The organism is Enterococcus sp. MSG3299, assembly GCF_050555765.1.
GTDB classification, from domain to species: Bacteria; Bacillota; Bacilli; order Lactobacillales; family Enterococcaceae; genus Enterococcus; species Enterococcus faecalis.
The window spans coordinates 2,546,234-2,567,773 of sequence record NZ_CP187869.1 but is presented as its reverse complement, the minus strand read 5'-3'; the positions used below and the strand labels follow the sequence as shown (position 1 = coordinate 2,567,773).

Below are 21,540 nucleotides of genomic sequence, written 5' to 3'. Positions count from 1 at the left end.
TTTGGAAATCAACGTTCAATCAGATGTCGGTCGCAAAAGAAATACGAACCAAGATTATGCCAACGTTTTTGAGAACCAACAACACATAACCTTTGCTGTTTTAGCAGATGGCATGGGTGGTCACCAAGCAGGTGATGTCGCTAGCCAAATGGCAGTCAATAATTTAGGTGAGAGTTGGTCCAATGCGTCTGTCGACTCAGCTGAAAAATCTGCACAGTGGTTAATTCAAGCAATTCAAAAGGAAAATGAAAAAATTTATGAACGCGGACAATCGAAACCAGAGTATTTAGGAATGGGGACAACCGTGGTTGGTGCCATCCTTTTACCGGATTCATTTGTCTTAGCAAATGTGGGGGACAGTCGTGCTTATTTAGTTCGTGACCAACACATGTTACAATTAACAGAAGATCATTCTTTAGTGAATGAACTAGTAAAATCAGGGGAGATTACTCGTGAGATGGCTGCAAATCATCCACGAAAAAATGTCCTAACACGTTCTTTGGGAATGCCTGGCACTGTCGAAGTCGATGTAACCAATCATGAATGGCTGCCTAATGACTATTTACTGTTATGTTCGGACGGTTTAACCAATATGGTTCCTGAGACAAAAATTTTAGAAATTTTAGAGACGTCAGATCCCTTAGAATCCAAATTAAGCCAACTCGTTGCCCAAGCAAATGAAGCGGGTGGTTTAGATAACATTACCGTGTTAGTGATACACTTTGACGAACAGAAGGAGGAAAACCAATGATAGAAATCGGCAAGAAGCTGAATGGTCGATATCACATTATTGGCAGCATCGGAAGCGGCGGCATGGCCAACGTCTATTTAGCACACGATTTAATTTTAGACCGAGACGTTGCAGTAAAAGTCTTGCGCTTTGACTTCCAAAACGATCAAGCCGCCATCCGACGTTTTCAGCGTGAAGCACTAGCCGCAACTGAGCTGGTTCACCCGAATATCGTCAGTGTGTACGATGTAGGCGAAGAAGATGGACTACAATATTTAGTCATGGAATATGTGAAAGGAATGGACTTAAAACGTTACATCCAAACGCATTTTCCAATTCCTTATTCCACAGTTGTGGATATTACGCAACAAATTTTATCTGCTGTCGCAATGGCACATGAACATAGAATTATTCACCGGGATTTAAAACCGCAAAACATTCTGATTGACGAACACGGCACAGTCAAAATTACTGACTTTGGGATTGCGATTGCCTTGTCAGAAACGTCAATTACGCAAACGAACACAATGTTAGGTTCGGTGCATTACTTATCGCCAGAACAAGCGCGCGGAAGCATGGCGACCAACCAATCAGATATTTACGCTGTGGGAATTATTCTCTATGAAATGCTAACAGGGAATGTACCTTTTGATGGTGAATCAGCCGTAACGATTGCCTTAAAACATTTTCAAGAAGAAATTCCCTCTGTCAAAATGTTTGATCCAGGGATTCCTCAATCATTGGAAAATGTGGTTCGTCATGCAACCGCAAAAGACCCAAGCGATCGCTACAAAACAGCGAATGAGATGGCAGAAGACTTATACACGTCCTTGTCAGCCAGTCGTTTAAACGAACCTGCGTGGGAACCAACGGCTTTATTAGGAGAAACGAAAGTATTAACTCCGATTCCCGAAGACATCGCTGAACCGGAAGAGACAACGCCTGTCGAAGTCCCAGAAGATATCGCAGATGACATTTTAGCTGAACAACCGCCGAAGAAAAACCGTAAAAAATTGTGGATTGGCTTAGCAATTGCGGCATTAATTGCTTTAGCAATAGGTGGCTTAGCCTTTGCAATGTCGGGCGGTAAAGACGTTGAAGTTCCTGATGTTACAAATGAAACGAAAGCGGACGCTTCACAAGCGCTACAAAGTGCCGGGCTGAAAGTCGATAGTGAAACCAAAAAAATTCCCGACGATAAGATTGAAGAAGGCAAGGTGGTCAAAACAGACCCCGAAGCAAAATCATCTGTGAAAAAAGGCCGATCTGTTACTTTATATATCAGCTCTGGAACAGAAAAAATTGAGATGGCCGATTATACAAAGGAATCGTATGAATCTGCTGTCGAAGCCTTGAAAAAACTAGGGTTTTCAGAAGACCAAATTACAACGAAAAAAGAATACAGTGATTCTGTGTCTACGGATAGCATTATTAAACAAAAACCAGCTGCAGGTAAAAAAGTTGATCCGAAAAAAGACAACGTCACTTTAACGGTCAGTCAAGGACCAGAAACGGTTACTTTGCCTAGTTACGCCGGTTATTCTTACGAAAATGCAGTAAATGCACTGGCACAATTAGGCATTTCTGACTCTCAAATTACGCGTGTCGACCAAGCAAGCGATACGGTAGAACCAGGTTTAGTCATTACGCAAGACCCCGCACCAGGTGGCACCGTGACACCTAAAAATGGCCAAGTGACGTTATATGTAAGTAAAGGTAGCGACAAAGTGACACTTTCTGATTATAGCGGAATTTCTTACGATAATGCGGTAAGTCGCTTAATTGCTTTAGGTATCCCAGAATCTCAAATTAAACGAGTGGACGAAGAAAACGACAAAGTTGAAAAAGATACCGTGATTAGTCAAGAACCAGCTTCTGGTACCGCTGTTGATCCGAAAAATGACACGATTACTTTACATGTCAGCAAAGGCAGTGACTCAGTAACTGTTCCTGATATTTCAGGTTATTCGCCAAAAGCTGCAGAAGACAGCATCAATAACGCTGGCCTTAAAATCAATGAACAAGGATTATCTGGCTCTGGCGATGGCCAAGTCGTTGAACGAACTAGCCCATCCGCTGGCAGCAAAGTCAAAAAAGGCGACTCTGTTACAGTTTATTATTCAAAAGCAAATGATTCAAAAAGCACCACTAGTGAAAGTAGTACGAGTAATTAAGACAAGAGGTTGGGACAGGAGTGTTTAGCTTCAAGAACCAAGTAGGTACTGTTTAACATCTATTTGCTTTTCAAATAGTGTTTCTCAGCAATAAGAAGAAGCTGCTCCTGTCTCGCCATTTATCTTAAGATTTAGGTCTAGGAAGGTAAGTCATTTCGACTTATGTCCTAGGCTCTTTTTAATTAATAGAATCGAGAGGCTCCCTTGATTTCTCTGCCACTATCCTGTATATTCGAAAGTAGTTAGGAGTGGTTTATCTGAAAGGTCAAATCAGAAAAGCGTTAAGCGGTTTTTATTATGTATACGCAGATGGAGAAACATATCAAACAAGAGCGCGAGGGAATTTTCGTAATCGAAAAATTACGCCACTCGTGGGAGATGAAGTACTTTTTGAAAGCGATAATTTAACAGATGGTTATGTGTTGGAAATTTTACCAAGACGAAATGAATTAGTGCGCCCGCCTGTTGCAAATGTGGATCTAGGTGTGGTTGTCATGAGTATGGTTTCGCCAAATTTTTCGTTTAATTTGTTGGATCGTTTCTTAGTCAGCTTAGAGTATAAGGATATAGAACCAGTTATTTATTTAACGAAAGTTGATCTATTAGATGAGCCGCAACGTCAAGAAGTCACTGAAATTAAACAGATTTATGAAGCGTTAGGTTATGCGGTAATCGCTTCGGAAGACGTAGAAGCCACCAAAGAATTAGAACGCTTTTTCCCAGAACGGTTGACTGTTTTTATGGGACAATCAGGCGCTGGAAAATCAACATTGTTGAATCAAATTTCACCAGAATTACAACTAGCAACTGCGGAAATTTCCCAATCTTTAGGACGGGGCAAACATACGACCCGTCACGTGGAATTGATTCCGTTATACGACGGTTTGGTTGCTGATACACCAGGATTTAGTGCCATCGATTTCTTGGAGATGGAAGCAGTGGAATTACCAAAGCAATTTCCTGAATTTGTTGCCGCGGCCTCTCACTGTAAGTTTCGTGAATGTATGCACCACAAAGAACCTGGTTGTGAAGTGAAACGTCAAGTGGAAGCGGGAACCATTGCGACGAGTCGTTACGAAAATTATTTACAGTTTTTAATGGAAATCGAGAATCGACGACCTGTTTATAAGAAAAAATCATAGCAAATATAAAGGGAGCGAGCCAAATGAAACTAGCACCATCCATTTTAAGTGCCGATTTTGCCAATTTAGAAAGAGATATCCGTTTAGTAGAAGAATTAGGAGCAGATTATATTCATGTTGATGTCATGGACGGTCAATTTGTGCCCAACATTACCTTAGGACCGAATATCGTTTCAGCGATTCGTCCAGTGACAAAACTACCATTGGATGTTCATTTGATGATTGTACAACCTGAAAATTATATCAATGCCTTTGCGGAAGCCGGTGCGGATATTATTACCGTCCATCAAGAAGCAACACCCCATATTCATCGTGCCTTACAAATGATTAAAAATGCGGGTGTGAAAGCTGGCGTAACCATCAATCCAGGGACACCACTTTCGATGATCGAGAATGTATTAGATTTGGCAGATCAAGTCTTGGTAATGACTGTCAATCCAGGCTTTGGCGGACAATCATTTATTGAAAACTCACTAGAAAAAATTGCTCAATTAAAAGAATGGAAAGAAACAAAAGGATACACCTATGAAATTGAAGTCGATGGCGGGATTGTTCCTGAAACTGCCGCACGCTGCAAAGAAGCTGGTGCGGAAGTGTTTGTTGCAGGCTCCTACATTTATAATGCTGAAAATCCTCAAGAACGAATCGATGCACTGAGAGCAGTGCTAGACAAATGAGTCGTGTCTTACTGGTAGCTGGCGGCAATCCAAGTGATTGGCCAACCATTGAACCAGCTACGTATGATTATTTCGTAGGTATTGATCGCGGCTGTCTCCATTTATTAGAGGCCGATTTACCGTTACAATTAGCGGTGGGCGATTTTGATTCATTATCACGAGAAGAATACCATTTTGTCCAAGAAACTGCCGAAACACTCATCCAAGCACCTGCTGAAAAAGATGATACAGATACACAATTAGCGCTTCAAGAAGCTTTACAACGATTTCCACAAGCAGAGATGACGATTATCGGTGCGACAGGGGGCAGAATTGACCACCTGTTAGCCAATCTTTGGTTACCCTTTGAACCACGATTTCAAGGCGTACTTCGTCAAATCCGTCTATGCGATCGTCAAAATAGCATCCAGTATTACGCCCCTGGTTCGTATATCGTACCAAAAGAGCCAGATAAAGAATATCTGGCATACTGCTGTTTGACGCCTGTAGAAAACTTGACGCTACGACGCAGTAAATATTTATTAACCAATCAAGATGTTCCTTACCCAACATCGTATGCAAGTAATGAATTTATCGAAGAAGCCGCTGCTTTTTCCTTCGATGCAGGGATGATTGCGGTTATTCAAAGTAAAGACAAGTAAAAAGAGGTTGGACCTTCATCAATGCGATGAAGGTCCAGCCTCTTTTTTTATGCAATAAAAAAAGCCGAACAACGAACGTCCAGCTTTGCTTATTTAAGTTTATTAAACACGTTCGATTTTACCAGATTTCAAAGCACGAGTTGACACCCAAACTTTTTTAGGTTTACCATCGATTAATACGCGAACTTTTTGTAAGTTAGGTTTCACAGTGCGTTTTGTTGAGTTCATCGCATGTGAACGGTTATTACCACTTGAAGTCTTACGACCAGTGAAGTAACATACTTTTGCCATTTTAAGTTTCCTCCTTTGCCTTGATCTTGGAGCGATAATATTCAGCTCATACTAACTTAATTTATCATATTAGGCACTGATTTGCAAGAAGATTTTTTTCTATGATTTGACTTTAGCAATCAAAAAGAGTAAATTGAAATCTTGCTAGAATGTTCACTTAGAAGTGGAAGAATGAAAATATCTGACGAACTTCCTTTTAATTAAAGGCTGGATATGATAAAATGTTATGGAAGAAAATAGGGCGAATGTGCTCTTATAAGGAGGCTTTCATCAATGGCTGTAAAAATTCAAACACCCGCAGGTACCATTGAGATTACCAATGATGTGATCGCTACAGTAGTTGGCGGAGCTGCGACAGATATTTACGGAATTGTCGGAATGGCAAGCAAAAATCAAATTAAAGATAACTTAAACGATATTTTACGTCGTGAGAATTACTCACGTGGTGTCGTTGTTCGTCAAGAAGACAACGGAATCGCAGTGGATGTCTACACGATTGTTAGTTATGGTACAAAAATTTCTGAAGTTTCTCGTAACGTCCAAGAAAAAGTAAAATATAATCTTGAAACATTATTAGGTGTCACTGCGAATTCAGTTAACGTTTTTGTTCAAGGAGTTCGTGTATTACCGGATTAGAGGTAGTGTACTGTCAACGATGCAATTGCACAAGGAAGTCGTGTGTTGCCGTTAGCGGTAAATCTGAAGGAGGATTTTTTAGGTGAATGTAACAGAAATCAGCGCAGGTCAGTTCCAGGAAATGGTCCAGGCAGGTGCGACTCGTCTGCACACAAATGCAGAATATGTCAACTCATTAAACGTTTTCCCTGTACCCGATGGTGATACAGGAACAAATATGAACTTATCAATGACCAGTGGTGCAAAGGCTGTGGCCGATTCTCGCTCTGAAAAAGTAGGAGAATTAGCAGGTGCGTTATCCAAAGGGTTATTAATGGGTGCTCGTGGAAACTCTGGGGTTATTTTATCTCAATTATTCCGAGGCTTCTCAAAACAAATTCCTGAGGTTACAACATTAAATGCCAAAGACTTGGCCGCTGCCTTTACACATGGTGTAGAAACAGCGTATAAAGCAGTGATGAAACCCGTTGAAGGAACAATCTTAACTGTTTCTCGTGAAGCGGCGCGTTCTGGTGAACGTAAAGCGAAAGAAACAGATGACTGTATCGAAGTTATGACAGCTGTTGTAGCAGGCGCTAAACGTGCCTTAGCGAAAACACCTGATTTATTACCTGTCCTAAAAGAAGTCGGCGTTGTAGATAGTGGGGGTCAAGGACTACTATTTATCTATGAAGGATTTTTAGAAGCGCTTAGTGGTGAATTTTTACCAACTGAAACGTATGAACCAAGTCCTGCCGAAATGGACGAAATGGTTAATGCTGAACATCACCGTGGTGTTAGTGGCCACGTTGCGACAGAAGACATTAAATTTGGCTATTGTACAGAAATTATGGTTCGTATCGGCGAAGGCCCAACCGTGGACAGCGCTTTTGATTATGAAACATTCAGAAACTACTTAAATGAACTAGGCGATTCTCTATTAGTCGTTAACGATGACGAAATTATCAAAGTTCACGTACACACTGAGCATCCAGGTGAAGTGATGAACTACGGCCAAAAATTTGGTTCGTTAGTAAAAATAAAAGTAGACAATATGCGTTTACAACATGAAACGTTAGTTGAACGCGATGCTCAGCAAGAAGCGTTGACTGAAAAAGTTCGCGTACCGTTTGCTGTGATTGCTATTGCAGCCGGTGAAGGCGTTCAAGAATTATTCCGAAGTTTAGGTGCAAGCTATATTATTAGTGGTGGCCAAACAATGAACCCAAGTACGGAAGATATTTTAAAAGCAGTCAAAGAAGTGAATGCAGAGCAAGTCATTATTTTACCAAACAACAAAAACATCTTTATGGCGGCTGATCAAGCAGCAGAAGTTGCCGATGTACCAGTAGCGGTTGTTCCATCTAAAACCATTTCTCAAGGAATGACAGCAATGTTAGCTTTCAATGATCAACAATCATTAGAAGAAAACAAAGCAAGTATGACGGAAATGTTAGACAGCGTTGTGAGTGGTCAAGTAACCACAGCTGTTCGTGACACAACCATTGATGACGTTGAAATTAAAAAAGATGACTTCTTAGGAATGATTGATGGTAAAATCGTCGTTTCTGAAGCAGATCGTTTTAATGCATCATTAGACACGTTGAACCGCATGATCGATGAAGACACTGAAATCGTGACAATTATTGTCGGCGAAGATGGTTCGGTTGAAGAAGCTGAAAAGCTAATCGCTATTTTAGTTTCTGAAAACGATGAACTAGAAACAGAACTTCATGAAGGTGGACAACCTGTGTATCCATACTTATTCTCAGCAGAATAGGTTTTCGTGATGAAAAAATAAAAACGAATAGGCTGGTTCATTAGTTAGGGCTAATGAACCAGCCTATTTAATGAATGATCCATTTTTTTGCGTATATTAATGAGGAGGGGATTTTATGGACATCACAGATTTAGTCAGCGTATTACCCGGTGTTGGTCCAAAACGTGCTGAAAATTTACAAGAACTGGGGATTGCTACAATTGAAGACTTATTGACGTATTATCCCTTCCGCTACGATGATATCCAAGAAAAGGATTTAAGCGAGATTCAGGATCAGGAAAAAGTTACGCTAAAAGGGCTAGTGGTTTCGGAAGCAGTCGTTAGTCGGTACGGTTATAAGAAGAGCCGGTTAACGTTTCGAATGATGCAAGAACATGCGGTCATTAATGTTTCCTTCTTCAATCAACCTTTTTTAAAAGACAAAGTAGTTCTTTCCGAAGAAATTGCTGTTTATGGCAAATGGGATGCCAAGAGAAAATCATTAAATGGCATGAAAATCTTAGCTTCTAAAGGAGACAATGAAGATTTCGCCCCCATTTATCATGTGAATAAAAAAGTCCGCCAAAGCACGTTGGTTCAGTTAATCCGCACTGCTTTTGAAGAGTATGGTTCACTGGTTGAAGAGATTTTACCGAATGATTTATTAGAAAAGTACCGCTTGATGCCTAGAAAAGAAGCAATGTGGGCGATGCATTTTCCCAGTAATCCAGAAGAAAGCCATCAAGCTAAACGACGAGTAGTCTTTGAAGAGTTTTTCCTTTTCCAACTTAAAATGCAAGGATTGAAGAAACAAGAAAAAGCGGAAAAAAATGGTTTAGCTATTCAATATGACGTGGATCGCTTAAAAACGTTCACCCAAGGACTGCCTTTTGAATTGACAGGCGCCCAAAAAAAAGTGACCAATGAAATTTGTCGAGACTTGCGAAGTCCGAAGCATATGCAACGATTGCTTCAAGGTGACGTGGGGAGTGGGAAAACGGTAGTGGCTGCGATTGCGCTATACGCCACCATGACCGCTGGCTTTCAAGGAGCGTTGATGGTTCCGACTGAAATTTTAGCGCAGCAACACATGGAAAGCTTACAGCAGTTGTTTGATCCGTTAGAAGTTCGAACGGCCTTATTAACAGGTTCCACCAAAACGAAAGAACGTCGTCTAATCCTCGAAGAACTGGCCAATGGCGAGATTGACATTGTGGTAGGGACCCATGCTTTGATACAACAAGATGTCAGTTTCCATCAATTAGGTTTGGTAATCACCGATGAGCAACATCGTTTTGGTGTGAACCAGAGAAAAATATTAAGAGAAAAAGGCTTAAAACCAGATGTTTTATTCATGACGGCCACTCCGATTCCTCGAACGCTGGCCATTACAGCCTATGGCGAAATGGATGTATCAATCATTGATGAAATGCCAGCTGGACGGATTCCAATCGAAACACGTTGGATTCGGCCGCCGCAGTTAGATACTGTTTTAGAATGGATGGAAAAAGAGCTGGCTCGAGGACATCAAGCCTATATTATTTGCCCCTTGATTGAAGAATCGGAAGCCTTAGATGTGAAAAATGCAACAGAAATTTTTGAACATATGCAAAGCTTTTATTCCCCAAGATATCAAGTGGGATTACTACATGGTAAAATGAAAAACCAAGAAAAAGATGACATTATGCAGGAGTTCAAAGACAATCAGCTACAATTACTGGTTTCTACCACCGTTATTGAAGTTGGCGTGAATGTACCAAATGCCACGGTGATGTTAATTATGGATGCGGACCGGTTTGGGTTAGCACAGTTACATCAGTTACGGGGCCGTGTGGGGCGTGGCTCCAGTGCATCTTATTGTATTTTAGTGGCCAATCCGAAAAATGAAATGGGCGTTGAGCGTATGAAAATCATGACAGAAACCACCAATGGTTTTGTCTTGAGTGAGCGTGATTTGGAACTTCGCGGACCTGGGGAAGTGTTCGGTGCACGGCAATCAGGGGTGCCTCAATTTGCGGTAGGAGATATCGTGACGGACTTTAACATTTTAGAAGTTGCGCGCCAAGAAGCAAGTGCCCTATGGCAAGTGAAAGAGTGGTGGCAATATCCTGCTTATCAAGGCTTAGCCAATCGAGTGAAACCTCAAGATGAGGCGGCCCAATTTTTCGATTAGAAGAGGTAATTTTTGAAGCCAGAAAGTAAAAGCCAATACGTATTTCTTTGAAAAAAATATGTTATACTTGTTAGGAAACAAAAAAGTAGGAGGGAATCACTCATGAAAATTGCTGTAGATGCAATGGGTGGAGATAACGCCCCACAAGCAATTGTTGAAGGGGTTATGCTAGCCAAACAAGACTTCCCAGACATTGAATTTCAATTATATGGAAAAGAAGCCGAAATAAAAAAATACATCACCGATGAAAAAAACATTACGATTATTCATACCGATGAAAAAATTGCTAGTGACGATGAGCCAGTTAAAGCAATCCGTCGTAAGAAAACTGCTTCCATGGTTTTAGCAGCGCAAGCAGTTAAAAATGGGGAAGCCGATGCGATTTTTTCTGCAGGCAACACCGGAGCGCTATTAGCAGCGGGTCTGTTCATTGTCGGCCGCATCAAAAATGTGGAACGTCCCGGTTTGATGTCAACTTTACCTGTCATGGGAGAACCAGACAAAGGGTTTGACATGTTAGATTTAGGAGCCAATGCAGACAATAAACCAGAACATTTGGTTCAGTATGCCGTTTTAGGTTCATTCTATGCTGAAAAAGTTCGGAACGTTCAGAATCCTCGTGTCGGTCTATTAAATAACGGAACTGAGGAAACAAAGGGCAGTGAATTAACGAAAAAAGCCTTCGAATTGTTAGCAGCAGATGAAACGATTAATTTTGTCGGAAACGTTGAAGCACGAGAATTATTAAATGGCGTAGCTGACGTGGTGGTGACAGATGGCTTCACAGGAAATGCCGTTTTAAAATCCATCGAAGGCACAGCTATGAACATGATGAGCTTGCTGAAAACAGCGATTCTTTCTGAAGGTGTCAAAGGAAAAATGGGCGCCTTATTATTAAAGAATGCGTTGCGTGGCATGAAAGACGAAATGGACTACTCAAAACATGGGGGAGCGGTTTTATTTGGCTTAAAAGCGCCAGTCATTAAAACGCATGGGGCCACGGGTCCTGATGCCGTCCGCTACACCATTCGTCAAATTCATACAATGTTAGAAACCCAAGTTGTCCCACAATTAGTGGAATATTATGAAGGCAAAGCAGAGTAATTTGCAATTGTCTTGACATCAGTTTGTTACTCAAATGAAAAAAAGATGGACAAATACCCAAATTGTGAGTACAATGTATCTTAGCGTTTTAGTAAAAGAAAGAACCTTTTTTCAAAAGCAGTGGAGGTGAATACAGTTGACTCGTGAAGAAGTACTTCAAAAAGTAGCGAAGATTATCTCAAACCACTTTGATATTGAAGCGGATCAAGTAACAGATCAATTAAACATTAAAGATGATTTGAACGCTGACTCAATTAGCGTAATGGAGTTTGTTTTAGAACTTGAAGATGAATTTGGAACAGAGATTTCAGATGAAGATGCAGAAAAAATTGAAACAGTTGGTGCCGCTGTAGATTATATTGTGAGTAATTCATAAAAAATAATAAGACAAAGTCGATTGACATTCGTGTTGATCGACTTTTTTTGCGTACATAATGGTTATTTTATTAAGCAATAAGGCTATTTTTACACATATTTTTGTAAAAAAAATCATACATGTAAAAAAATAACTGCGAAAAAAGTTATTTTATCTTGCTTTTTATGGAATAATTCTATAAAATTATGAAAAAACAATGAGCTGTAAATTAACATTGATAAAAATTAGAAAGTGCTATCATTAAATATTAGTTAATTTATATAATGTTTTTGAAAGGACGTAAGGGGTGCGTATGGATGCAAGGAAATGAACAATTACTAGAGGTTTCAGGATTAGAAACAGCATTTAGAATCAAAGATGATTATTATAATGCCGTCGATGATGTTTCATTTGAATTGAAGAAAAATGAGATTCTGGCAATCGTCGGAGAATCTGGTTGTGGAAAAAGTACCTTAGCAACAACGATTATGGGCTTACATGATCCCAATCATACCAAAATTACTGGGGAAATTTTATACAACAATTTAAACTTAACTACGTTTAATGAAACATTGTACAACAAAGTCAGAGGAAACGATATTGGGATGATTTTCCAAGATCCGTTGTCTGCACTGAATCCGCTCATGCGAATTGAAGACCAAATTAAAGAAAGTCTCACGTATCATACCAAAATGACCGCACAACAAAAACAAGCACGGGCCATTGAACTGTTAGATCAAGTGGGGATTCCCAACCCAGAGCGTGTCGGGAAACAGTATCCTCATGAATTGTCTGGCGGCATGCGTCAACGGGTGATTATCGCCATTGCAATCGCGTGTAAACCACCGATTTTAATTGCAGATGAACCAACAACGGCCTTAGACGTTACCATTCAGGCACAAATTCTCGATTTGTTAAAAGATTTACAAGAAGAAACAGGGAGCGGCATTATTTTAATTACCCATGACTTAGGTGTAGTTGCGGAAATGGCTGATCGTGTAGCGGTTATGTATGCGGGTCAGTTTGTAGAAGTAGCCACTGCTGAAGAATTGTTTAGTCATCCGAAACATCCATATACACGTTCCTTACTTCAGTCCATTCCCCAAGAGAATTCAGATGAAGAAGAACTTCATGTGATTGAAGGGATTGTTCCTTCGTTAACCAAATTACCTAGAAAAGGTTGTCGGTTTGCCCCACGAATTCCTTGGATTGATGCATCGGAACATGAAGAAAATCCAACATTACATGAAGTTGCACCGAATCATTATGTTCGTTGTACATGTTATAAACATTTTCATTTTAGAGACGGGGAAGGGGAAGCGTAATGACAGAAATTATTCAAATTAAAGATTTAAAAGTTCATTATCCAATTCGCAGCGGCTTCTTCAATCGAATCACTGATCATGTTTTGGCGGTTGATGGTGTGGATTTCATGATTGAACAAGGTAAAACGTATGGGTTAGTTGGTGAATCGGGTTCTGGAAAATCAACGACAGGAAAAGCAATTATTGGTTTAGAAAAAATTACAAATGGTGAGATTATTTATCAAGGACAAGATGTAACCAAGCCGCGAAGTCGAAAAGCGATTGGATACAACAAAGATGTCCAAATGATTTTCCAAGATTCGATGTCAAGTTTAAACCCTAAAAAACGAGTACTAGATATTATCGCTGAACCAATTCGAAATTTTGAACGGTTAAGTGACCAAGAAGAAAAGAAAAAAGTCAAAAGTTTGTTGGACATTGTGGGGATGCCAGAAGATGCGTTGTACAAATATCCTCATGAATTTTCTGGTGGACAACGCCAACGTTTAGGCGTCGCCCGAGCGGTGGCTACCAGCCCCAAATTAATTATTGCAGATGAACCTGTTTCAGCACTGGACTTATCTGTGCAAGCACAGGTATTGAATTTTATGAAAAACATTCAACAGGAATATGGGTTAAGTTACTTATTTATTTCCCATGATTTGGGCGTAGTTAAACATATGTGTGACAACATTGCCATTATGTACAAAGGCCGTTTTGTAGAAATCGGTACACGCCAAGATATTTACACTAATCCACAACACATTTATACCAAACGCTTACTTTCAGCAATTCCTAAAATTGACGTAGCGAACCGAGAAGCTCACAAAGAAGAACGAAGAAGAGTTGAGCAAGAGTATCGGGAAAATCATAAAGACTATTATGATGAAAATGGGCGGGTTTATAACTTACATGCGATTAGTCCAACCCACCAAGTAGCGTTAAAAAATGGAGGTGCTGAATAATGTGGAAAACAATTTTACGCCGTTTGTTATTGATGATTCCGCAAGTGATTATTTTAAGTGTCTTGATTTTCCTGTTGGCTAAAATGATGCCAGGTGATCCGTTTACAGGATTGATTAATCCGAACCAAGACCCGAAAGTGATTGAAGCCATGCGCGAAGCTGCCGGGTTAAATGATCCTTGGTACGAACAATATTTCCGTTGGATTGGCAATGCCTTACATGGAGATTTTGGGCATAGTTTTATCTTTAAGTTACCTGTGTCCACGCTCATTGCTGGTCGGGTGGGGAATACGATTGCATTGGCCGCTGTGTCAGTTATAATCACGTATTTAATCGCTATTCCTTTCGGTTTAATTGCTGGCCGTTACCAAAATTCATGGTTTGACAAAATGGTGGTTATCTACAACTTCTTCAGTTTTGCCGTGCCATTATTCATCTTTGCCTTGATTATGCTCTTTATTTTTGGGTATCGCTTAGACTGGTTCCCAACGAGTGGAACCGTGACTGTTGGTTTGGCTGAGGGAACGTGGCCGTATTATTTAGATAAACTGAAGCATTTAATTTTACCAGGGGTCACTCAAGCGTTGCTAGGGACAGCGGTCACTATTCAATATTTGCGCAGTGAAGTGATTGATGTTAAAAACATGGACTTTGTTCGTACTGCTCGTTCAAAAGGAGTGCCAACGAATAAAATTTTTAATCGACACATTTTTAGAAATGCAGCATTACCAATTGCCTCTCAATTAGGTTATGAAATTACTGCTTTGATTGCCGGATCAGTCGTTATTGAAAAGATTTTTGCTTTCCCAGGAATTGGAAAATTATTTATTGATAGTATCATTCAACGTGACTATTCCGTTATTACCGCTCTCGTGTTGATTTTGGGATTGGCAACCCTTATCGGAACCTTAATTTCTGATATTGTAATGAGTATTGTTGATCCAAGAATTCGAATTCAGTAGAAAAAACACGAAGAAAGGGTGATAAAAATGGAATTGACAGAAGAAAAAAGAGAAGAAGTCTTACAAGAAAGTATTCCACCAATGGGCTTTCGGATGATTGCGCGAGAATTCGTCAAAGAAAAAATGGCGATGTTTTCTTTAATCCTTTTGGTCATTATCTTATTAGCCGTTTTTATCGGTTCGTTAGTGTTAGACCAAAGTGCCGTTATGCATGTAAGTATTTTAGATAAGTATGCGGAACCAGGTACCGTTACAATGAATGGCACCAAGTTCATTTTAGGTGCCGATGAAGGGGGTCGTGATGTTTTAGGACAATTGATTATCGGGGCTAGGAACTCGATTTTAATCGGTTTTGCCATTACGATTATTACGTCTATTATCGGGGTCGGTTTAGGGATTATTTCCGGTTATTATGGAGGCATGATTGATAATATTTTGATGCGTATCGTGGATTTTATTATGATTTTGCCAATTATGTTAATTATTATTGTGTTCGTTTCCGTGATTCCTAAATATAGTATCTGGTCCTTTATTTGGATTATGTGTGCGTTTTATTGGGTTGGAAAAGCGCGGTTGTTCCGCAGTAAAACGTTATCTGAAGGGCGCCGAGATTACGTTAGTGCCTCTAAGACAATGGGAACAAGCGATTTTAAAATTATGTTTCGAGAAATTATGCCGAATTTAAGTTCATTAATTATTACGAACTTAACGATTAATTTCGCGGCCAATATCGGGATCGAAACAACGTTAACTTTCTTAGGCTTCGGGTTACCACAAAGTGTCCCAAGTTTAGGAACCTTAATTGGCTACGCCAGCAGTGGGGATGTATTAGTCAATAAACAATGGGTTTGGTTACCTGCATCAATTCTAATTTTAGTCTTGATGTTAAGTATAAACTATGTTGGACAAGCATTTAAGCGCTCAGCAGATGCACGACAACGATTAGGCTAATTAGCCAAAAAATGAGGGAGGAAAAGAGATGAACAAGAAACGGATTTTAGGTGCAATCACGTTAGCTTCTGTGTTAGTATTCGGGTTAGCTGCATGTGGTGGCGGCAATAAAGGCGGGGGCAATAAAGCAACGGAAACAGAAGACATTTCAAAAATGCCAATCGCTGTTAAAAATGATAAAAAAGCAATTGATGGCGGGACATTAGATGTCGCTGTAGTTATGGATACACAATTCCAAGGACTTTTCCAGCAAGAATTTTATCAAGACAACTATGATGCACAATACATGCTTCCAACGGTACAGCCATTATTTAACAATGATGCAGACTTTAAGATTGTCGATGGGGGTCCTGCGGATCTGAAATTAGATGAAGATGCCAATACAGCAACCATTAAATTACGTGACAATTTGAAATGGTCTGACGGTAAAGATGTGACGGCAGATGACGTGATTTTCTCTTATGAAGTCATTGGTCATAAAGACTATACAGGGATTCGTTATGATGATAACTTTACGAATATTGTTGGTATGGAAGACTACCATGCTGGTAAATCGCCAACCATTTCTGGCATAGAAAAAGTCAATGATAAAGAAGTTAAAATCACTTATAAAGAAGTTCACCCAGGAATGCAACAATTAGGTGGCGGTGTTTGGGGTTCAGTTTTACCAAAACATGCCTTTGAAGGAATTGCTGTCAAAGACATGGAGTCAAGCGATGCAGTTCGTAAAAACCCTGTGACTATTGGACCATACTACATGAGTAATATTGTGACAGGTGAATCTGTTGAATACCTACCAAATGAGTATTACTACGGTGGCAAACCTAAATTAGATAAATTAGTGTTCAAATCTGTTCCTTCTGCGAGCATTGTAGAAGCGATGAAAGCGAAACAATACGATATTGCATTATCAATGCCAACAGATACGTATCCAACATACAAAGATACTGAAGGGTATCAAATCTTAGGACGTCCCGAACAAGCCTACACGTATATTGGCTTTAAAATGGGTACGTTTGACAAAGAAACCAATACAGTGAAATACAATCCAAAAGCTAAAATGGCAGATAAAAGCTTACGTCAAGCCATGGGCTATGCAATTGACAATGATGCAGTCGGCCAAAAATTCTACAACGGCTTACGAACAGGGGCAACAACGTTAATCCCACCAGTCTTCAAGAGCTTGCATGATAGCGAAGCGAAAGGCTATACGCTTGATTTAGACAAAGCGAAAAAATTATTAGACGATGCTGGTTATAAAGACGTAGACGGCGATGGCATTCGCGAAGACAAAGAAGGCAAACCACTAGAAATCAAGTTTGCTTCAATGTCAGGCGGCGAAACTGCACAACCACTTGCTGATTACTATGTCCAACAATGGAAAGAAATTGGCTTAAACGTAACGTATACAACAGGACGCTTAATTGATTTCCAAGCCTTCTATGATAAATTGAAAAATGATGACCCAGAAGTAGATATCTATCAAGGCGCGTGGGGCACAGGTTCAGATCCTTCACCAACCGGCTTATATGGTCCAAACTCAGCCTTTAACTATACACGTTTTGAGTCAGAAGAAAATACTAAATTACTTGATGCGATTGATTCAAAAGCATCATTTGATGAAGAAAAACGTAAAAAAGCCTTCTACGATTGGCAAGAGTATGCCATTGATGAAGCGTTTGTAATCCCAACGCTTTACAGAAATGAAGTCTTGCCTGTCAACGACCGTGTAGTTGACTTTACTTGGGCAGTTGATACGAAAGATAATCCATGGGCAACAGTGGGTGTCACTGCAGACTCACGGAAATAAAAAAACAGATTCTAGAAGACATAAAGCTCTTCTAGAATCTGTTTTTTTGGATAGGATAGTTTCTTAGGCCATCTTATTTTATGTGAAAATTTTTGTTACTTTAAGCAATTACAATTTATATGTATGCGTTATTTTTTTGTTATAGATGAATTGTTTTTTATGCAGTATGGTTTTTGATGGGAGGTTCTGTTTTTTTATTTTATTTAGTGTGTATATCTACATATTTGTTATGAAATGTTATTTTTTTTATTATATATATAATACTACCTTTACGTATAAAGAACGATAAGTTACAATTAGATTAAGTTTTAGTTAGTTTTTGAAGGTGTGTTTGGTATTGTTTATAACTAAAACTTATATTTAAAGAAAGGAGTGAATGGATATGCCACTTTATATGGAGAATTATTTGCTTGCGTTGCAATCAAAATATTCACAAGAAATAACTGTAAAATGGGTTTGGGCAGTTGTAATATTACTTTCAGTGATTGGCTGTATTGGTTATGCAGTTTACTGTAGTTGGGTAGGTGGAACATTTGCTGGGAGTATTAAAATTGGTGTTCCCGACTTGGTACACGTTACCTTCAATTGTAAACGTTGATATTTAAGGAGGAAGGAGCCTCTATTTTATGGAGGCTTCTTGTTAAGAAACTTATGATAAGAATTGAAAATTTAACAAAAAAATTTGATAGGAAAGTTTTAGATAATATAACTATCTCATTGCCTAAAAACCGAGTTAGTGTGATTGTAGGTATAAATGGAAGTGGGAAAACTACTTTATTAGATTGTATTGTAGGATTGAAAGATGCAACGTCTGGAAAGGTATTTATTGAGAGCTATTCTAATGATTCTGAAAAGTTTAAAGAATGTATATTCTATATACCATCGGAATTTTATCTACCTAATTATATGACGGGTAAAGAGTACTTAAACTTTGTTTTATCAAGATATCGCTGTAGTGATACAGAACGGATAGATGATTTTTTAGAACTATTTGATTTAAAATTTGCTGGAACTAATTTAATAGAATCGTACTCATTTGGTATGAAGAAAAAAATACAAATAGTTGCAGCAGCACTAGCTAACACTGATTATATATTAGGTGATGAAATATTTAATGGACTTGACTTTGAGACAACATTGCTTACGTTAGAGCTGTTTGAAAATTTATCTAGAGAAGTAGGGATAGTGATTATTTCTCATAATAAATTAATTATTGAAAGGTTTTCAGAGAATATTTTATTGATGTCCAATGGCAATTTAACTCCATTTTTAGGGGCGTCAGAGAATTTAGAAAAAGAAGTGATAAGTACGGAGAAAATTCATGAAAAAATTAAATACATCAAAGGATATCATCCTATTAATCGAGTTATTTATTGATAATGCTTTACGAGGTTTGCTCAAGCACTCTATTTTGTCAAAAAAGAGTACTCGCATCGTAATAGGTGTGTGTGTATTTTTTATCTATTTTGCATACTTTTTTTATAATATGAGTGAATTAGCTAGAATTGTACCAGATTCAGAAAAAATTAGTCATATTTTGATAGAACAAGGTCGAAAAATAACTTTTTATAGTTATTTTAGTAATACATTTGTTTTAGGTATAATAGCATATATTTTAGTTGATAATACTGTTGCATTAGATAAAAACTCCTTATTTTTTGTGAAAACATTGCCTTTTAGAAAGAAAGACATCAGCTTATCTTTTATGCTATTCAAATTTGTAATTATGATATTGCTTTATGAATTAGTTATGATCATTTCTACGCCAGCTATTAAACTTGTGACGACTGTTCCTATTGAATATGTCATTTTTTTTATTGTTCAGCATCTTTTTTACCTAGTGGTAATTGGGGTGATTGAGTTTATACATTGTTTGTTTGCATTCTTTTTGAAACGAAGAGTGAAACAAATCAATAGTCTCAAAGTGATAGGTGATAGTTTATTAATGATTTTTGCTACTTTTTATTTTTTTGATTTTCGTTATGGTTTAGAATTATTTCTAGCAAACCAATTGTGGAGTATCTCCTATATGATTCCTATCACTTTTTTTCTAATAGTGGTATGTTTAATGCTTATTAGTATAGGCCTATTAAGACTAATTAGTATTCTTGAAAATCAAATGTCTCAACATTCAAAATATATATACATTCCATTCTTAAATAAAGTTATATTTCGTTATAAAGCGAATTGGTATTTTATTAGTTTTACTACAGTTGTTATGTTGGTTATTTTTTTCCAAAGTGGTTTAAGAACAATGTTATTCATTTTGACAACTGTTATGGCCTTTTCAGGCGTTTTATTATTAAGCTATGGAGATATTACTGCTGATTTCAGAAAACAATATGATTTATTGAGAATAAAAATTAGAAATGAATGGTTGAGTCAACTATTGCTAGTGATAATGTTGGCAATGCCATTGTTACTACTTTGTTTTTGGGGATTTGGGGAGTTAGCTCAACTAATTACAGCGTTGTCGTTATCATTAGTAGCTATAATTTTGGGATATGTATTTCCAAAATCACAAGGAAGTTTAAATGAAACGACTTCATTATTGTTATTATTTATTGTATTTGTTCTAGTTAGTTTATTGACAAATCGCTCTTTTGGTTGGTTGATTCTAATTGTTTTAGTACTCTTGCATTTGTTAGTAATTAAGAAGGTGAGAAATGAAAAAGAATAGTAAATATTTAGGAAGTATAACAGTTATCTATTTGTTAGTTCTTGTGATTGAAACATTATGGGAGCTATTCCATACCAGTCGCACAGAATCAACGAAAGTCACTACCTTATTAGGAATTACGATTGATAATCGTATAAGTAAACATGAAATTTCAACTACTTTTGGTTTGACAATTAAGGTATTAGTACTCTATTTGTTGTTATTGTTAGTTGTCTATATTTTGACTGGGTTATTTGGAAAAAAGAAAATATGATTATTAAGTTATCAATATTGTATGTGTTGTCAATATATGTCGTGTTACTTGTACATGAGTGGTTACATTTTATTTTAGCCAAATTCTTCAAATACAATGCTTATATAAAGAGAGTTGGTCTATACCCATTTAAAGTAGTGTATACGAACAGAAATAATCCTCTAGATAATTTATTGATTTCAGCGATATCTCCGCTTTTCTTGGTTATAGTAGGAATAATTTTGCCATTAAATTATTATACTGTGATTTTAAAAGTATCTTGTATTAGTAATATTTTTAATCTCTTACCGTTTACTGCAGATGGAGAAATAATTTTGCTTTCAATTTTTCAAATTTTTAGGAGGAGAAATAAATGAAAAAAAGAAAAGTGTTCATTATTTTTCTTGTTAGTTTGATTATATTTGTTTTTGGTTATTACTTAGCGTTTAATCAAAATAAGTATGTATCATATAATGACGAGACAAAACAGTTTGTACATACTGATACTTCAAAAATAATGGAAAATCTGGTGAACAGACAACAAGGAATTTATTATTTTGGCTTTCCGACTTGTCCTTGGTGTCTAGAATTATTACCAATACTAGATAAAGAATTAGAGAAGGAAAGTATGAATGCTTATGCTGTAAATACTCGTGGTGATGACTATACAGAAAATGATGATGAATTATTACAAAAATTTTATCAAAAATATACTGGGGATGAGTCGCTTTCTGTACCTTTTATTGTTGCTATAAATAATAAGAAAGAGGTGCAGGTTCATATAGGCACAGTAAAGAATCATGATGCGACTAAAACAAAATTAAAAAGACGACAAAAAGAAGAATTATCCCAATCTTTAAATGAGATGTTAATATTTAGTGAAAGTGAATAACTGAATGCTTTTTTTATTGTCTCTTGCTGGTACGTTTATTCAAAAAATTCCGAGAAAACGTTGCTACGTTTTCTCTTTTTTTA

21 protein-coding genes are annotated in these 21,540 nt (G+C 37.9%); 20 read left to right on the top strand and 1 reads right to left on the bottom strand.

Annotated elements, in window-relative coordinates:
* Position 1: 1 nt before the first annotated feature.
* The 5 genes from IGL23_RS12620 (at position 2) to IGL23_RS12600 (ending at position 5,364) form a co-directional block, all read left to right on the top strand.
* Positions 2-751: a Stp1/IreP family PP2C-type Ser/Thr phosphatase gene (locus IGL23_RS12620; protein WP_002354922.1), complete on the top strand. Its 750-nt coding sequence runs from the start codon at positions 2-4 to the stop codon at positions 749-751.
* Positions 748-2,904, top strand: a complete 2,157-nt coding sequence (gene ireK / locus IGL23_RS12615) for a serine/threonine protein kinase IreK (RefSeq protein ID WP_033594396.1) — start codon at positions 748-750, stop codon at positions 2,902-2,904. Before IGL23_RS12620 ends, ireK begins: the two co-directional genes overlap by 4 nt.
* A gap of 248 nt (positions 2,905-3,152) precedes the next feature.
* Complete coding sequence (gene rsgA / locus IGL23_RS12610; protein ID WP_002359046.1) at positions 3,153-4,046, top strand: ribosome small subunit-dependent GTPase A; 894 nt, start codon at positions 3,153-3,155, stop codon at positions 4,044-4,046.
* Positions 4,047-4,069: 23 nt separating this feature from the next.
* Positions 4,070-4,723 carry a ribulose-phosphate 3-epimerase gene (gene rpe, locus IGL23_RS12605; protein WP_002354925.1) on the top strand — a complete coding sequence of 218 codons (654 nt, stop codon included), beginning with the start codon at positions 4,070-4,072 and terminating at the stop codon, positions 4,721-4,723.
* Positions 4,720-5,364, top strand: coding sequence for a thiamine diphosphokinase (locus IGL23_RS12600; RefSeq protein ID WP_002361010.1), 645 nt, complete (start codon positions 4,720-4,722; stop codon positions 5,362-5,364). The genes rpe and IGL23_RS12600 overlap by 4 nt, the downstream gene beginning before the upstream one ends.
* Before the next feature lie 102 nt (positions 5,365-5,466).
* Here IGL23_RS12600 and rpmB read toward each other — a convergent pair whose 3' ends face one another.
* Entirely contained in the window at positions 5,467-5,655 is a 189-nt protein-coding gene (gene rpmB / locus IGL23_RS12595; protein ID WP_002354928.1) for a 50S ribosomal protein L28, read from the bottom strand.
* Between the two features lie 273 nt (positions 5,656-5,928).
* Between rpmB and IGL23_RS12590 the strand changes: the two genes are divergently transcribed.
* From IGL23_RS12590 to IGL23_RS12520, 15 genes are all read left to right on the top strand, one after another.
* Positions 5,929-6,291 (top strand): Asp23/Gls24 family envelope stress response protein, encoded by a 363-nt coding sequence (locus IGL23_RS12590; protein WP_002354933.1) that lies wholly within the window; start codon positions 5,929-5,931, stop codon positions 6,289-6,291.
* 82 nt (positions 6,292-6,373) lie between these two features.
* Positions 6,374-8,050: a DAK2 domain-containing protein gene (locus IGL23_RS12585; RefSeq protein ID WP_002354936.1), complete on the top strand. Its 1,677-nt coding sequence runs from the start codon at positions 6,374-6,376 to the stop codon at positions 8,048-8,050.
* A 115-nt stretch (positions 8,051-8,165) separates the two neighbouring features.
* Positions 8,166-10,202, top strand: coding sequence for an ATP-dependent DNA helicase RecG (gene recG / locus IGL23_RS12580; RefSeq protein ID WP_002359051.1), 2,037 nt, complete (start codon positions 8,166-8,168; stop codon positions 10,200-10,202).
* Between the two features lie 102 nt (positions 10,203-10,304).
* The gene (gene plsX / locus IGL23_RS12575; RefSeq protein ID WP_002354938.1) at positions 10,305-11,306 is read left to right on the top strand and encodes a phosphate acyltransferase PlsX; all 1,002 of its coding nucleotides are present in this window, start codon (positions 10,305-10,307) and stop codon (positions 11,304-11,306) included.
* A gap of 136 nt (positions 11,307-11,442) precedes the next feature.
* Positions 11,443-11,682 carry an acyl carrier protein gene (acpP, locus tag IGL23_RS12570; RefSeq protein WP_002354939.1) on the top strand — a complete coding sequence of 80 codons (240 nt, stop codon included), beginning with the start codon at positions 11,443-11,445 and terminating at the stop codon, positions 11,680-11,682.
* Positions 11,683-11,945: 263 nt separating this feature from the next.
* Positions 11,946-12,986, top strand: coding sequence for an oligopeptide ABC transporter ATP-binding protein Opp2D (opp2D, locus tag IGL23_RS12565; RefSeq protein WP_002367425.1), 1,041 nt, complete (start codon positions 11,946-11,948; stop codon positions 12,984-12,986).
* Positions 12,986-13,930: an oligopeptide ABC transporter ATP-binding protein Opp2F gene (gene opp2F / locus IGL23_RS12560; protein WP_002354942.1), complete on the top strand. Its 945-nt coding sequence runs from the start codon at positions 12,986-12,988 to the stop codon at positions 13,928-13,930. Before opp2D ends, opp2F begins: the two co-directional genes overlap by 1 nt.
* Positions 13,930-14,892 (top strand): oligopeptide ABC transporter permease Opp2B, encoded by a 963-nt coding sequence (gene opp2B / locus IGL23_RS12555; protein WP_002354943.1) that lies wholly within the window; start codon positions 13,930-13,932, stop codon positions 14,890-14,892. The genes opp2F and opp2B overlap by 1 nt, the downstream gene beginning before the upstream one ends.
* Positions 14,893-14,919: 27 nt before the next feature.
* A complete protein-coding gene (gene opp2C, locus IGL23_RS12550; RefSeq protein ID WP_002365358.1) occupies positions 14,920-15,843 on the top strand; it encodes an oligopeptide ABC transporter permease Opp2C in 924 nt (307 codons plus the stop codon).
* Positions 15,844-15,871: 28 nt separating this feature from the next.
* On the top strand, positions 15,872-17,653 hold the full coding sequence (opp2A, locus tag IGL23_RS12545) for an oligopeptide ABC transporter substrate-binding protein Opp2A (protein WP_033594397.1): 1,782 nt from the start codon (positions 15,872-15,874) through the stop codon (positions 17,651-17,653).
* A gap of 376 nt (positions 17,654-18,029) precedes the next feature.
* The gene (locus IGL23_RS12540; RefSeq protein WP_002368444.1) at positions 18,030-18,251 is read left to right on the top strand and encodes a hypothetical protein; all 222 of its coding nucleotides are present in this window, start codon (positions 18,030-18,032) and stop codon (positions 18,249-18,251) included.
* Complete coding sequence (locus IGL23_RS12535) at positions 18,248-19,030, top strand: ATP-binding cassette domain-containing protein (protein ID WP_002368443.1); 783 nt, start codon at positions 18,248-18,250, stop codon at positions 19,028-19,030. The genes IGL23_RS12540 and IGL23_RS12535 overlap by 4 nt, the downstream gene beginning before the upstream one ends.
* Positions 18,975-20,333 (top strand): hypothetical protein, encoded by a 1,359-nt coding sequence (locus IGL23_RS12530; RefSeq protein ID WP_002368442.1) that lies wholly within the window; start codon positions 18,975-18,977, stop codon positions 20,331-20,333. Before IGL23_RS12535 ends, IGL23_RS12530 begins: the two co-directional genes overlap by 56 nt.
* Positions 20,320-20,586, top strand: coding sequence for a hypothetical protein (locus IGL23_RS12525; RefSeq protein ID WP_002368441.1), 267 nt, complete (start codon positions 20,320-20,322; stop codon positions 20,584-20,586). Before IGL23_RS12530 ends, IGL23_RS12525 begins: the two co-directional genes overlap by 14 nt.
* A gap of 352 nt (positions 20,587-20,938) precedes the next feature.
* Positions 20,939-21,457 carry a transporter gene (locus tag IGL23_RS12520; protein WP_002368439.1) on the top strand — a complete coding sequence of 173 codons (519 nt, stop codon included), beginning with the start codon at positions 20,939-20,941 and terminating at the stop codon, positions 21,455-21,457.
* Positions 21,458-21,540 lie beyond the last annotated feature (83 nt).

Coding starts and splice junctions, on each gene's coding strand:
- IGL23_RS12590 (WP_002354933.1), top strand. CDS start 5,929: ATGGCTGTAAAAATTCAAACACCCGCAGGTACCATTGAGATTACCAAT.
- opp2F (WP_002354942.1), top strand. CDS start 12,986: ATGACAGAAATTATTCAAATTAAAGATTTAAAAGTTCATTATCCAATT.
- opp2A (WP_033594397.1), top strand. CDS start 15,872: ATGAACAAGAAACGGATTTTAGGTGCAATCACGTTAGCTTCTGTGTTA.
- recG (WP_002359051.1), top strand. CDS start 8,166: ATGGACATCACAGATTTAGTCAGCGTATTACCCGGTGTTGGTCCAAAA.
- opp2B (WP_002354943.1), top strand. CDS start 13,930: ATGTGGAAAACAATTTTACGCCGTTTGTTATTGATGATTCCGCAAGTG.
- IGL23_RS12525 (WP_002368441.1), top strand. CDS start 20,320: ATGAAAAAGAATAGTAAATATTTAGGAAGTATAACAGTTATCTATTTG.
- IGL23_RS12540 (WP_002368444.1), top strand. CDS start 18,030: ATGGATATGCCACTTTATATGGAGAATTATTTGCTTGCGTTGCAATCA.
- rpe (WP_002354925.1), top strand. CDS start 4,070: ATGAAACTAGCACCATCCATTTTAAGTGCCGATTTTGCCAATTTAGAA.
- plsX (WP_002354938.1), top strand. CDS start 10,305: ATGAAAATTGCTGTAGATGCAATGGGTGGAGATAACGCCCCACAAGCA.
- IGL23_RS12520 (WP_002368439.1), top strand. CDS start 20,939: ATGAAAAAAAGAAAAGTGTTCATTATTTTTCTTGTTAGTTTGATTATA.
- rpmB (WP_002354928.1), bottom strand. CDS start 5,655: ATGGCAAAAGTATGTTACTTCACTGGTCGTAAGACTTCAAGTGGTAAT.
- IGL23_RS12530 (WP_002368442.1), top strand. CDS start 18,975: ATGAAAAAATTAAATACATCAAAGGATATCATCCTATTAATCGAGTTA.
- opp2C (WP_002365358.1), top strand. CDS start 14,920: ATGGAATTGACAGAAGAAAAAAGAGAAGAAGTCTTACAAGAAAGTATT.
- ireK (WP_033594396.1), top strand. CDS start 748: ATGATAGAAATCGGCAAGAAGCTGAATGGTCGATATCACATTATTGGC.
- IGL23_RS12600 (WP_002361010.1), top strand. CDS start 4,720: ATGAGTCGTGTCTTACTGGTAGCTGGCGGCAATCCAAGTGATTGGCCA.
- opp2D (WP_002367425.1), top strand. CDS start 11,946: ATGTTTTTGAAAGGACGTAAGGGGTGCGTATGGATGCAAGGAAATGAA.